This is a genomic window from Rhodoluna miladensis (SeqCode), assembly GCF_965234705.1.
Lineage (GTDB): Bacteria > Actinomycetota > Actinomycetes > Actinomycetales > Microbacteriaceae > Rhodoluna > Rhodoluna miladensis.
The window spans coordinates 1,276,476-1,287,838 of the sequence record NZ_OZ248465.1; the positions used below are offsets into that span (position 1 = coordinate 1,276,476).

The 11,363-nt window shown below is 50.3% G+C and carries 16 protein-coding genes; 7 read left to right on the forward strand and 9 right to left on the reverse strand.

The genetic code is table 11. From position 1 onward, the window contains the following. The first annotated feature begins 16 nt into the window (after positions 1-16). The 7 genes from AC8GDC_RS06395 to AC8GDC_RS06425 are packed head-to-tail and all read left to right on the forward strand — an operon-like array spanning position 17 to position 6,204. Positions 17-466 (forward strand): NUDIX hydrolase, encoded by a 450-nt coding sequence (locus AC8GDC_RS06395; RefSeq protein ID WP_506557820.1) that lies wholly within the window; start codon positions 17-19, stop codon positions 464-466. Next, positions 463-978: a DUF6049 family protein gene (locus tag AC8GDC_RS06400; RefSeq protein WP_506557821.1), complete on the forward strand. Its 516-nt coding sequence runs from the start codon at positions 463-465 to the stop codon at positions 976-978. Before AC8GDC_RS06395 ends, AC8GDC_RS06400 begins: the two co-directional genes overlap by 4 nt. 9 nt (positions 979-987) lie before the next feature. Beyond that, positions 988-2,616 (forward strand): murein biosynthesis integral membrane protein MurJ, encoded by a 1,629-nt coding sequence (gene murJ / locus AC8GDC_RS06405; RefSeq protein ID WP_506557822.1) that lies wholly within the window; start codon positions 988-990, stop codon positions 2,614-2,616. A 55-nt stretch (positions 2,617-2,671) separates the two neighbouring features. Further along, positions 2,672-3,592, forward strand: a complete 921-nt coding sequence (gene trxB / locus AC8GDC_RS06410; RefSeq protein WP_506557823.1) for a thioredoxin-disulfide reductase — start codon at positions 2,672-2,674, stop codon at positions 3,590-3,592. Positions 3,593-3,615: 23 nt separating this feature from the next. Then, the gene (trxA, locus tag AC8GDC_RS06415) at positions 3,616-3,939 is read left to right on the forward strand and encodes a thioredoxin (protein WP_506557824.1); all 324 of its coding nucleotides are present in this window, start codon (positions 3,616-3,618) and stop codon (positions 3,937-3,939) included. A 45-nt stretch (positions 3,940-3,984) separates the two neighbouring features. Next, positions 3,985-5,229: an aminotransferase-like domain-containing protein gene (locus AC8GDC_RS06420; RefSeq protein ID WP_506557825.1), complete on the forward strand. Its 1,245-nt coding sequence runs from the start codon at positions 3,985-3,987 to the stop codon at positions 5,227-5,229. Positions 5,230-5,232: 3 nt separating this feature from the next. Continuing rightward, the gene (locus AC8GDC_RS06425) at positions 5,233-6,204 is read left to right on the forward strand and encodes a D-alanine--D-alanine ligase family protein (protein ID WP_506557826.1); all 972 of its coding nucleotides are present in this window, start codon (positions 5,233-5,235) and stop codon (positions 6,202-6,204) included. Here the strand turns inward: AC8GDC_RS06425 and AC8GDC_RS06430 are convergent. Genes AC8GDC_RS06430 through rpmH form a run of 9 tightly spaced genes read right to left on the reverse strand, consistent with a single transcriptional unit; the run spans position 6,201 to position 11,065 of the window. Beyond that, entirely contained in the window at positions 6,201-7,130 is a 930-nt protein-coding gene (locus AC8GDC_RS06430) for a ParB/RepB/Spo0J family partition protein (protein ID WP_506557827.1), read from the reverse strand. The genes AC8GDC_RS06425 and AC8GDC_RS06430 overlap by 4 nt on opposite strands. After that, positions 7,123-8,037 carry a ParA family protein gene (locus tag AC8GDC_RS06435; RefSeq protein ID WP_506557828.1) on the reverse strand — a complete coding sequence of 305 codons (915 nt, stop codon included), beginning with the start codon at positions 8,035-8,037 and terminating at the stop codon, positions 7,123-7,125. Before AC8GDC_RS06435 ends, AC8GDC_RS06430 begins: the two co-directional genes overlap by 8 nt. After that, positions 8,024-8,179 (reverse strand): hypothetical protein, encoded by a 156-nt coding sequence (locus AC8GDC_RS06440; protein ID WP_506557829.1) that lies wholly within the window; start codon positions 8,177-8,179, stop codon positions 8,024-8,026. Before AC8GDC_RS06440 ends, AC8GDC_RS06435 begins: the two co-directional genes overlap by 14 nt. Continuing rightward, a complete protein-coding gene (gene rsmG / locus AC8GDC_RS06445) occupies positions 8,180-8,821 on the reverse strand; it encodes a 16S rRNA (guanine(527)-N(7))-methyltransferase RsmG (RefSeq protein ID WP_506557830.1) in 642 nt (213 codons plus the stop codon). Positions 8,822-8,827: 6 nt separating this feature from the next. After that, on the reverse strand, positions 8,828-9,322 hold the full coding sequence (locus AC8GDC_RS06450; protein ID WP_506557831.1) for a Jag family protein: 495 nt from the start codon (positions 9,320-9,322) through the stop codon (positions 8,828-8,830). Positions 9,323-9,332: 10 nt separating this feature from the next. Next, positions 9,333-10,289 carry a membrane protein insertase YidC gene (gene yidC, locus AC8GDC_RS06455; protein WP_506557832.1) on the reverse strand — a complete coding sequence of 319 codons (957 nt, stop codon included), beginning with the start codon at positions 10,287-10,289 and terminating at the stop codon, positions 9,333-9,335. Between the two features lie 3 nt (positions 10,290-10,292). Continuing rightward, the gene (gene yidD / locus AC8GDC_RS06460; RefSeq protein WP_506557833.1) at positions 10,293-10,595 is read right to left on the reverse strand and encodes a membrane protein insertion efficiency factor YidD; all 303 of its coding nucleotides are present in this window, start codon (positions 10,593-10,595) and stop codon (positions 10,293-10,295) included. Further along, the gene (gene rnpA / locus AC8GDC_RS06465; protein ID WP_506557834.1) at positions 10,592-10,918 is read right to left on the reverse strand and encodes a ribonuclease P protein component; all 327 of its coding nucleotides are present in this window, start codon (positions 10,916-10,918) and stop codon (positions 10,592-10,594) included. Before rnpA ends, yidD begins: the two co-directional genes overlap by 4 nt. Before the next feature lie 9 nt (positions 10,919-10,927). After that, entirely contained in the window at positions 10,928-11,065 is a 138-nt protein-coding gene (rpmH, locus tag AC8GDC_RS06470) for a 50S ribosomal protein L34 (RefSeq protein WP_506557835.1), read from the reverse strand. Positions 11,066-11,363: the final 298 nt, after the last annotated feature.

Sequence of the window (11,363 nt, forward strand, 5' to 3'; positions counted from 1 at the left end):
TCGGTAGAATTGTGCAATGGAATCCAAATCAAACCACACCGAGGTATCTTCCGGTGGGTTTGTGATTTCAAAGTCTGACCCGACTCTTGTAGCTCTTATGGCCCGATTTAATCGCGGCGGAAAACTTGAGTGGTGTATTCCAAAAGGTCACCTCGAGCAAGACGAAACTAGCGAGCAAGCAGCCCTTCGAGAAGTGTTTGAAGAAACCGGGCTGGAAGCACAAGTAATCCAGCACCTTGGAGAAGTGAACTACCAATTCATCCAAGATGGATCAAAGATCAGCAAGACAGTTCATGTGTATTTGATGCAGCAAACCGGCGGCGAGCTTTCCTTCGATAAAGACCCGCACAAAGAAGCATCCCAGTTGGAGTGGGTGCGGGTATCCGAGCTGCTGGCTAGGCTTTCTCATGGCAATGAAAAGCGAATTGCAAAATTGGCGATAGAACTTATTGAGGCACGAAGTTGAAAAAGAACATTAGGCAAATAGCCCTGATTCTGATCATCGCCGTAGCCGCCTCCACCGTTTTAGCGGCAGCTCCTGCCCTACCTGCAACCCTTACCGAAACTGACGCTGGTGCAGTATCAATTGTTAAGGGCTCTGGAATCAACCTGGTATCTCGTGAATCTTCTCTTCCGGTTGCGGTGACCAACACCCTGGCCGGTGAAGTTCAGGTGATTGTGAATTTGAAGTCCAGTTCGGCAAAACTTGTTGTGGAAGATTCCACCATGCAGCTTTCCATTCCGGCTGGAACAACCGTCAATGCGCAGTTTCCAATTAGGGCAATTGGTAGCGGCAACGTGGTGCTGGTTTCTTGGCTAACGGCGCTATCTGGTCGCGAGCTTGGGGATCGGGTGCCGATAAATCTCACCGTTAACCCAGATATCGAAACGGCGGCAATAGTGTTGTTTTTGAGCTTCGTGGCGGTGCTGATGTCAATCGGTGTTATTCGAACCCTGCGGCGAAGAAAAACCTCTTAAGGATTTTTCATGGGCGTTGCCAGATCTTCCATCATCATGGCCAGTGGCACCATAGCGTCCCGAATTCTCGGCTTTGTTAGAACCGTTGTTCTGGCGCTAACTATTGGTGTTACAACAGATGCCGCCGACGCCTTTGGTGTTGCCAATCAATTGCCCAATAACGTTTACGCGATTATCGCCGGTGGCGTTCTTTCGGCAGTTCTAGTTCCACAGATTGTTAAAGCTCGCAGCCACGACGACGATGGCCACGGCTATATCGACAGGCTTTTGACTTTGGCGATAACGGTGTTTGCCGTGGTCACCGTTGCCGCCACACTGGCGGCGCCCATTTTAGTTTCCATCTACACAACCGGTTGGTCTGCTGGCCAGTTAGCACTGGCAACCGCCTTTGCCTACTGGTGTTTACCGCAGCTGTTTTTCTATGGACTCTACTCAATGCTTGGTGAAGTGCTAAATGCTAGAAGCTACTTCGGTCCTTACATGTGGGCACCGGTACTTAGCAACTTAGTTGGGCTTTTGGGTTGGATTGGTTTTCTTGTCATTTTCGGTGCTGACCCCACCGGAGCACGAACCGTTGAGGACTGGACGCAGTCAGAGATTTCACTGTTGGCGGGATCTGCAACTTTGGGTGTTATGGCCCAGGCTTTCATATTGTTTTTTGCCTGGAGAAAAATCGGAATTAAGTTTTCTTTCAACTTCTCCTGGCGCGGTGTTGGACTAAGGCCTGCAATCAAAGCTGCCGGTTGGTCACTAGCAATGGTTTTGGTTTCTCAAATCGGTGGGCTTGTTCAAACAGTTGTTGCATCGCGCGCAGTTGCTGACCGAGGTGATGGACCTGCGATTGCATCGATTGCCGCGATGGTAATTGCGTGGCTAATTTTCATGCTTCCGCACTCGGTGGTCACCGTTTCGGTTGCAACTGCGTACTTTACAAAAATGAGCGAGCACGTTCAGAAAAAGCAGATTCATTTGATGAAGGTTGATTTGCGCTCATCGCTTCGCATAGTTGTTTTGGTAAATACCTTTTCTTCTATTGCGCTGATTCTTCTGTCACTTCCGGTAGCAAGAGTGTTTGTCGGGGAGTTTGCCTCAACCGTTGCCTTAGGGAACGTGTTGTTCGCAACCATGTTTGGTTTGATTCCTTTTGGAATGGTGTTTATGTTCCAAAGAGCTTTCTACGCTCTGGAAGATACTCGAACTCCATTTGTATTTACCTCGGTGCAAATTGTTTTTCATATCGCAGGTTCGATTTATCTGTTCTTCAACATGGAATCACAATTCCTGGTTATGTCCCTTGCGGGACTAACCAGCTTCACCATTTTGATTCAGGCTTTGACTGCTTACTTACTTCTTCGAAGAAGAATCGGGGAAATTGGGGCACCGCCTAAAGGCCACGCCCTAACGCTTCGAGTAATAGTTGCTGGGTTTGTCACCTTCGCGGTTGGAACCGCTTCCATTGTTTTTCTTGGTGGCATTCGCGAGGATAGCTTCGCGATCGACACCATCGCCGGTGCGGTGGGGGTTATCTTCACGGCTGGAATGCTGATGCTTGTTTCCTACGTGGCAACCTTGAAGCTACTCAAGGTTCCAGAGATAGACACCGCCTTTGACGGAATCGCTGGAATACTGCGCCGCTAAGCTTGGTTGTTGGCTAGGTGCCTAGAAATTTATAGGCTCGTTTTGGAGTAATTAAATGCGCGAAGTAATCATCATCGGATCCGGCCCCGCCGGATACACCGCTGCAATCTATGCGGCAAGAGCAGGGCTCAAGCCACTCATGATTGCTTCCAGCGTTGAGCCTGGTGGCGAGCTAATGAAGACCACCGAAGTTGAGAACTTCCCAGGTTTTCCAGGGGGACTAATGGGTCCTGACCTGATGGCCAAGTTCCAAGAACAGGCCGAAAGCTTCGGAACTGAAATTTTGCTGCAGGACGTCGTCGAAGTCGATCTAAAGGCGAATCCAAAGATCGTGAAGTGCGGCAACGGCGAGATATTCGAAGCCAAGGCCGTTATCTTGGCAACCGGTGCTGCTTACCGCGAACTAGGACTGCCTAACGAAAAGGCCCTTTCTGGTCACGGCGTTAGCTGGTGTGCCACCTGCGATGGTTTCTTCTTCAGAGAAAAGACAATCGCTGTTATTGGCGGTGGCGACTCGGCTATGGAAGAAGCGCTGTTCCTTACTCGCTTCGCTAGCAAGGTTTATGTAATTCACCGTCGCGACAGCTTAAAAGCTTCCAAGATCATGCAAGATCGTGCTTTTGCCAATCCGAAGATTGAGTTCATCTGGAACAAGGGCGTTGAGGAGCTTCTTGGTGATCCAAAGCTAACCGGCGTGAGACTTAAGGACACCGTGACCGGTGAAGAATCTCAAATGGATCTAGATGGGCTATTTATTGCCATTGGAAATGACCCCAGAGTTTGGTTGGTTGAAAACCAGCTTGAGCTAACAAGCGATAAATTCATCAAGGTCGATCGACGCTCTTCAAAGACCACAATCGAAGGTGTCTTTGCTTGCGGCGATGTTATTGACCCGACTTACCGTCAGGCCATCACCGCTGCTGGATCTGGCTGTGTTGCTGCCCTTGACGCCGAGCACTACATCGCCTCACACTAGAAACATCACCCAAAGGAGAAACCATGTCAGCCAAGAACGTCACCACAGCATCCTTCCAAGCCGATGTGCTGGATAACCCGAAGCCAGTGATGGTTGATTTCTGGGCTGAGTGGTGTGGCCCATGCCGCATGGTCTCACCAATTCTTGACGAGATCGCAACCGAGTACGCAGACAAGATCGACATCGTAAAAGTAAACGTGGACGAAGAGCCACAGCTTGCGATGCAGTACGGCGTCACCGGTATTCCGATGATGGCAGTTTTCCAGGGCGGCACAATCGCGAAGCAAATGGTCGGAGCACGACCAAAGAACGCAATCGTCGAAGATTTAGCTGCGTTCCTGGCTTAGCTAAGATTGTGGGAAACCTTGTTTCCCGATAATCCAAAGTGAGCCATGGCAAAACCAACAGGCGAAAGATTCGATCACTGGATCGATAGCTACGCCAAGCGCGCAGGCTCCCTCTCAGTTTCTGAAGTTCGAGCTCTCTTTGCCGTGGTCTCAAGACCAGAAGTAGTTTCCCTTGCTGGCGGAATGCCAAATGTTTCTTCACTTCCAAAAGAACTAATCACCGAAAGCTTCGAAAAGCTCATGTCCGCTAAAGGTGACATGGCGCTGCAGTATGGCGGGGGTCAAGGAGATATCACACTGCGTGGACAAATCCACGACATCATGGCGCTTGAGGGAATTCAATCCAGTGTTGAAGATCTTCTAATTACAACTGGTTCGCAGCATGGACTTGAATTACTTGCCGGATTGTTTTTGGACGAAGGCGATGTTGTTATCGCTGAAGGACCTTCTTATGTTGGTGCACTCGGAATCTTCCGTCACTACCTAGCTGAAGTTGAGCATGTCTACACAGACAACGATGGGATGTCGCCCGAGGCGCTCGAGCAAGCAATTGCGAAGCTCAAAAAAGCAAACAAGAAAATCAAGCTTTTGTATCTTGTTCCAAACTTCGCTAACCCATCTGGTGTGACTCTCTCTGCCAAGCGCAGGCCAGAAATTTTAGCCATCGCGAAGCGCAACAAAATTTTGGTTGTTGAGGATAACCCTTACGGGCTTTTGTATTTTGACAAGAAGCCGCCGAAGGCGCTGCGCTCAATGGATGACAACGTTATCTATCTTGGATCTTTTTCTAAGATCCTGGTTCCTGGTTTCCGCGTGGGATATGTTCTAGCTCCTCCCCCGATTAGAGAAAAACTTGTCCTTGCCCAAGAATCGGCAATTTTATGCCCGAGCGCTTTTTCTCAGATGTTGATATCCGAATACTTGGCAACCGCCGATTGGCAAAAACAGGTCGACACTTTCCGCGGTGTTTACAAGCAGCGTAAAGATGCAGCCTTAAAGGCAATGAAGGAATACCTTCCGACACTCAAAACAACTAAGCCCGATGGTGGGTTCTACCTCTGGGTTGATCTGCCAGAAGGCATGGATTCGAAGGCAATGCTTCCGCTCGCTGTCAAAGAGCTGGTTGCCTATACGCCAGGAACTGCGTTTTACGGAGATGGCCAGGGTAAGAACAAGCTTCGAATCTGCTATTCCTACCCAACACCAGAACGCATAGATTTAGGCATCAAGCGCCTAAGCAACGTGATCAACCTGCAGCTCGATCTTCAACAAACCTTCGGGAAGGGCTAAGCCATGACTCCAACGAGCAAACCAGCCGGCAAGCTAAAAATTGTTGTTTTGGCTGGCGGAATATCCCACGAGCGCGACATCTCCCTAAAATCAGGTCGCCGAGTTGCCGATGCCCTGGCTGAAAAGGGCGCGCAGGTAATCATGCACGAGCCTGATCACGAGCTTCTAGAAAACCTCAAAAAAGACAAGCCCGATGTTATTTGGCCAGTGCTTCACGGCGCCAGCGGTGAAGACGGCGCCTTGCGAGACATTCTGTCTTTGACCGGAATCCCCTTTGTTGGAGCCACCGGTGCATCAGCCAAGCTGGCCTGGGATAAGTCGGTTGCCAAAATTTTGGCATCCAGAGCTGGGATTGAAACCCCGAGTTCAATAACCCTGCCACGTGAAACATTCAGGGAGCTCGAAGCGGACTCGATTCTAAAACTTGTCACTAAGTCCATGAGCTTGCCCGTTGTTGTAAAGCCAGCCCGCTCGGGTTCTGCTCAGGGTGTCACGATTGTCAAAAAGCAGGAGCAGCTGAACCAGGCCATGATCGATGCCTATGTTTACTGCGATGTGGCGATCATCGAGGATTTCGTTGAGGGAACCGAACTGGCAGTTGGCGTTATCGATACTGGAGCAGGACCTGTGGCCTTGCCGGCTGTTGAGATTCAGCCGCGCTCTGGACACTTCGGTTTCGAAGAGCGATACATCGCCGGCGAAACCGATTACTTTGTTCCAGCCAGGCTCACCAAATCAATTGCCACCAAGGCGGCGAAGATGGCTATTGAAGCTCACCAGGCTCTGGGGCTAAGGCATTTATGCCGAGTGGATATGATCGTTGACGCCAAAGGCGTCCCTTGGTTTTTAGAGGCGAATGTTTTGCCGGGCCTTACCGAGACATCTTTGTTGCCGCAAGCAATCATCGCTTCTGGCTCATCGCTTGGCGATGTTTACTACGCGCTAGCGCAAGCAGCCCTCAAAGGTCGCGGCTAGTTCTTTTTCTTGTAGCCGATTTGATCCAAGATGCGGTTTAGATCTGCAACTGTTGCAAAATCAATTATGAGCTGGCCCTTCTTGCGGCCCAAAACAATCTTGACTTTGGTGTCCAGCTGATCGCCCAAACCATCGGCAATTTCTTTCAGAAGATCCTGCTTGGTTCCCTGCTTGATCTTTGGCTTTTTTGGTTCTGGCTTATCAAAGCCAACTAGTTCTTCGAGGGAACGAACCGACAAACCTTCGTTGATGGTTTTGGTTGCGAAGTATTCCATTCGGGATGCATCGGTTGCACCCAAAATTGCACGGGCGTGACCGGCTGATAAAACACCGGCTGCAACTTGACGCTGCACGCTGGCAGGAAGTTTTAGAAGTCGAAGTGTGTTTGTAATTTGCGGACGAGATCTTCCGATGCGGTCAGCAAGTTGTTCTTGAGTGATTCCAAAATCTTCTAGCAGCTGCGAATATGCGCTTGCTTCTTCGAGAGGATTTAAATCACTACGGTGCAAGTTTTCTAGCAGCGCATCGCGCAACATGTTTTGATCTTCTGTTTCACGTATAACCGCAGGAATCTTTGTTAGCCCTGCTTCCTTGGATGCGCGCAGCCTTCGCTCACCCATAATCAATTCATACTTGCCTTCGGATTTTTCGCGAACAACAATCGGTTGCAAAACTCCGAGCTCACGAATCGAGTGAACAAGTTCTTTAAATGCTTCTGGTTCAAAAACACTTCTTGGTTGTTTCGCGTTCGGTGCAATTGCGTTTACATCAAGGTGACCAAAGCGTGCGCCTGGAACTGTTGCAAGAGCTGGGCCCTTGGTTCCACCGGCAGGAAAGAAAACATCAACTGGTCGCTCTGAGTTTTTTTCAGAGGTTGGAATTAGTGATCCGATGCCTCGACCGAGTCCGCCTTTTTTCTCAGCCACGTTTTGCTCCTCTGTTTGCTAGTTCGATTGCTGCTTCCATATAGGCGATTGCACCTGGGGAAGAATGGTCGTAGGAAATTACGGTCTTGCCGTAGCTAGGTGCTTCGGAAACGCGAACCGATCTTGGAATGATTGTTGAAAGCACTTGATTTGGAAAGTGTGTTTTTACTTCATCGGCAACTTGGGATGCCAACTTGGTTCTGGAGTCATACATTGTCAACAAAATTGTTGAGAGCTCAAGTTCTGGGTTCAGGTGCTTTCTAATCATTTCGATCGAACGAGTTAGTTGTGAAAGACCTTCAAGTGCGTAGTACTCACACTGAATCGGAATCAGTACTTCTCTTGCTGCAACGAATGCGTTCACGGTTAGAAGTCCCAGGCTCGGTGGGCAGTCAATCAAGACATAGTCCGGCGGGTTCATGGTGGTGCTCAAATAGGTTTCGATTGCGGTGCGAAGTCTTTGTTCACGAGCCACAAGGGATACGAGTTCGATTTCGGCACCGGCCAAGTGAATGGTTGCTGGAACACAAGTAAGGCCTGGGCGCTCGGGTGAAATCTGAACTACTTTTTCGATTGGGACATCGTCGATCAGAACTTCATAGATGCTCTTAATATCCGCGTGGTGATCAATGCCCAATGCAGTTGATGCGTTTCCTTGAGGATCAAGGTCAATTACTAAAACTTGTAATCCCTTGGAGGCCAAAGCCGAGGCTAGATTGACGGTAGTTGTGGTCTTTCCGACGCCACCTTTTTGGTTAGAAATTGTAATTATGCGGGTAACCGAAGGTTTTGCTACGGTTTGTGCCCCAACATTGACCAAACGACGAGAGTTTTCCACAAGCTCACGAGCAAGTGGGGTATCTGTGAAATCGGCTAGATCTCCAGCTAAATCATCAGGATGTTTCACGTGAAACCTCCTTGATGTCGGAGTTATCCACAAGCCAACCGGTAGGTTGTGGAGAACTTTCGTCCCGTCCGTTTGGATAACCCAGGCCTGCAACAACACTCGGCTTGGTAACCGAGGTTGATTCTGCTGGCTGCTCTGACATCTATTTCTCCTGTGAAGAATCTAGTCTAGTTTCAACCACCGATGTGGGCTCAGCCAAAAACTTTTCCCCACAAACCACGATCTCGAAACTTTCAATCTTGAGCTTCTTTTGAAGCTTCTTAGCATCCAGGATTTCCTCCGGAGCCTTGGATCCCTTCAGGGCAATAACCCTGCCCCCTGGCTTCAAAAGCGGAACGCAAAGCCTCAGCAGTTTATCTAGTGCTGCCACGGCCCTGGCCGTGACCACTTCAAATTGCCCGCCCTCGACCTCTTCAGCCCTGGCCCGAACCACCTCGACGTTTTCCAGTCCCAGTTCGTCAACCACCTCTTGGAGCCAGCTGGCCCTTCGGTCCATTGGCTCAATTAGGACAAAATCCGTCTCTGGAGCGGCTATTGCCATTGGTATTCCAGGAAGTCCCGCTCCCGAGCCCACATCAGCCACCAGCTCCCCTGCTTTCACCAGCTCGGCCACCACGGCCGAATTCAGGATGTGCCTGGACCAGATCTTGTCTAGCTCTCTTGGTCCTAAAAGCCCCAGCTCGTCGCTGTCGTTTGCCAATTTTTGGGCATATTGCCTGGCTAGCCCAATTTGGGAGCCGAAGATCCCCTCGGCTGTGTCTGGCTCAGCCTCGAAATGTTTCACGTGAAACTATTCAGGTTTTGAGATGACGATGTGGCGGTCACGGCCTTCGCCCTCAGATTCTGAGTGCAGTCCGGCATCGCCGATCAGATCGTGGGCAAGCTTGCGCTCGTAGGAGCTCATTGGCTTTAGGTGCTGTGGCTCGCCGGTGTCCTTGACCTTGTCGATGAACTTGGAAACTGCCTTGGTCAGCTGGTCGATCTTGGCCTGGCGGGAGCCTCCAACGTCCAGGATCAGCCTGGAGTAGCTCGAAGTCTTGACCTGAACGGCCAGGCGGGTTAGCTCTTGAAGGGCTTCTACGGTGTCCGGGTGGGAGATTAGGTCCAGGTTGGAGTCTTTGCCTGCGGTCACCGCCAGGTAGGCGCGTCCCTCGCGGACGTCGATGTCAATATCGCCGTCCAAATCAGTTATGTCAAGTAATTCCTCTAGGTAGTCAGCGGCGACATCGCCCTCTTCTTCTAGCTGCTTGACGGTGCGGTCTTTGCTCTCATCTAATTCGGCCATTTATGGCTACCTACTTCTTCTTTTTCTTGTCGTCTTTTTTGGCGCGGTTTTTGCCTTTTGGCTGCTCGCGCTGGGTCTTTTCCTCGGCTTCGGCGGCTGCCTTGGCAGCTGCTTCGGCGTCTAGCTTCTCCTGAAGCTCCTTCGGGAGCTTGCCCTTCTTGGCTAAGCGCTCAATTCGGGCCTGGTAAGCAGGGGAGCCATCGGTTGGCATGTTGCGTATAACGATGAACTGCTGGCCCATGGTCCAGAAGTTCGAGGTTAGCCAGTAGGTGATAACGGCGATCGGGAAGGTCACACCGGAAATCACAAAGATTAGCGGGAATATGTAAAGCAGGATCTTCTGGGTCTGCATGTACTGGCTGTTCTGAACAGCTGGGTTCTGGTTCTTGGCAATGATCTGCTTCTGGGTGATGAACTGAGAAGCAGACATCAAAACCACCATGATGCCGGCCAGAATCTGGACCTGGATCGTGGTTGCGGTCAAGAAGGTCTCGGAAAGCTTGGCTCCAAACAGGGTTGCTTCGGAGAATTGGACGGCCAGCTCCGAGCTCATTGGGCCAACGCCTGATTTTCGAGCCTGGGCATCGTTCAGGGTGAAGAAAAGGCCCATAAAGATAGGGATCTGGACCAGGAGCGGCAGGCAGGAAGAAAGTGGGTTCGAGCCGGTTCGTTTGTAAAGGTCCATCTGCTCTTTGGCAAATTTCTCTCTGGACTCGCGGTCGTTTTTACCCTTGTATTTTTTCTGGAGTTTTTGTAATTCCGGCTGCACAATCATCATGTTGCGCTGGGACTTGATTTGCTTGACAAATAGCGGGATTAGGGCCGATCGAACTACAAGAACCAGTCCAACGACTGAAAGCACCCAACTGAGCCCAGAGTCAGGGGAGAGGCCGAAGAAGCTGAAAAGGGAGTGGAAACCCACCAAAATCAGCTCAATTACCCACTTGATGGGGAACAGAAAGTCCATTTCTCACCTTTCCTGGGGCTTTGTTGCAACAAAGCCGTTTTCCAAAACTACAAATCTCTGGCCGGAGTCTTTGACCTGGTCAATTCCTCCTTGTGACCAAGGGTTGCAGCGGAAGATTCGAAGAATCGTCCAAATACTTCCCGCGATCACGCCTCGCTGCTGGATCTGGCCTAGGCCATATGCCGAGCAGCTCGGGTAATACCGGCACACATCCCCATAAAGAGGGGATATGAACTTTCTATATCCCTTTAGAAACAAAATGACCAGGTTCCTAGGAACTAGCCAAATCGTCCACAAAGTCTTCATTTGAGCCCTAAAACCCGATCGAAATCGGATTCCAGTGCCGAAAACTCAAGTTCTGAGCTTCCTGGAAGGGGTCTGAGCACTAACTGGGAACCGGCTGGAAACTGGTCCAGCTTGTCCCGAGCTATGCTTCGAAGCCTTCTTTTTAGTTGATTTCGCTTGACGGCTCCGCCGCAAGCTTTCGATACTACGAATCCAAACCTGGTTGGGTTTTCGGTTTCGAGTAGCTGGTAACCGACCAGATGCTTAGTTGAGAGTTTTTTTCCCTGTCGCATTACTTTCCGGAAATCGTCCCCTCGAACCAGTCGGTTTGCTCTAGTGAGCATGGGGGGCGTTTAGGCCGAAAGTTCTTTGCGGCCCTTGCGGCGACGGGCGGCCAAAATTGCGCGACCGGCGCGAGTTGCCATGCGAAGGCGGAAGCCGTGAGTCTTTGAACGACGACGGTTATTCGGCTGGAAAGTGCGCTTGCTCATGTGTTTACACTCCGAAAATCATTGAGGAATCGGGTCAGTCGGCTAGTGGCCTTGTATTTACTGGGCAGTTGATTCCAACTTCTGCTCAACTAGCTAAATCTAGGGCCTTCGAGGGTGTTTGGTCAAGTCGAAAAGAATCTAATTTGAATCAAAAGATTTTAGATTTTTGTCCACAACTTAATTTGCATATTCCACAGTTACTCAGTTGAATAACGGTTGGGGTTTCCGACTTTTCCACAGCTTGTAAACTTGGGGCAAGGGGTGTGGAAAACTAATTATTTACCCCAGAGGAAAATCC

Excerpts from the sequence above, each read along its gene's own strand:
- AC8GDC_RS06395 (WP_506557820.1), top strand. The coding sequence starts at position 17 with ATGGAATCCAAATCAAACCACACCGAGGTATCTTCCGGTGGGTTTGTG.
- murJ (WP_506557822.1), top strand. The coding sequence starts at position 988 with ATGGGCGTTGCCAGATCTTCCATCATCATGGCCAGTGGCACCATAGCG.
- trxB (WP_506557823.1), top strand. The coding sequence starts at position 2,672 with ATGCGCGAAGTAATCATCATCGGATCCGGCCCCGCCGGATACACCGCT.
- trxA (WP_506557824.1), top strand. The coding sequence starts at position 3,616 with ATGTCAGCCAAGAACGTCACCACAGCATCCTTCCAAGCCGATGTGCTG.
- AC8GDC_RS06420 (WP_506557825.1), top strand. The coding sequence starts at position 3,985 with ATGGCAAAACCAACAGGCGAAAGATTCGATCACTGGATCGATAGCTAC.
- AC8GDC_RS06425 (WP_506557826.1), top strand. The coding sequence starts at position 5,233 with ATGACTCCAACGAGCAAACCAGCCGGCAAGCTAAAAATTGTTGTTTTG.
- AC8GDC_RS06440 (WP_506557829.1), bottom strand. The coding sequence starts at position 8,179 with ATGTCAGAGCAGCCAGCAGAATCAACCTCGGTTACCAAGCCGAGTGTT.
- AC8GDC_RS06450 (WP_506557831.1), bottom strand. The coding sequence starts at position 9,322 with ATGGCCGAATTAGATGAGAGCAAAGACCGCACCGTCAAGCAGCTAGAA.
- yidC (WP_506557832.1), bottom strand. The coding sequence starts at position 10,289 with ATGGACTTTCTGTTCCCCATCAAGTGGGTAATTGAGCTGATTTTGGTG.
- yidD (WP_506557833.1), bottom strand. The coding sequence starts at position 10,595 with ATGAAGACTTTGTGGACGATTTGGCTAGTTCCTAGGAACCTGGTCATT.
- rnpA (WP_506557834.1), bottom strand. The coding sequence starts at position 10,918 with ATGCTCACTAGAGCAAACCGACTGGTTCGAGGGGACGATTTCCGGAAA.
- rpmH (WP_506557835.1), bottom strand. The coding sequence starts at position 11,065 with ATGAGCAAGCGCACTTTCCAGCCGAATAACCGTCGTCGTTCAAAGACT.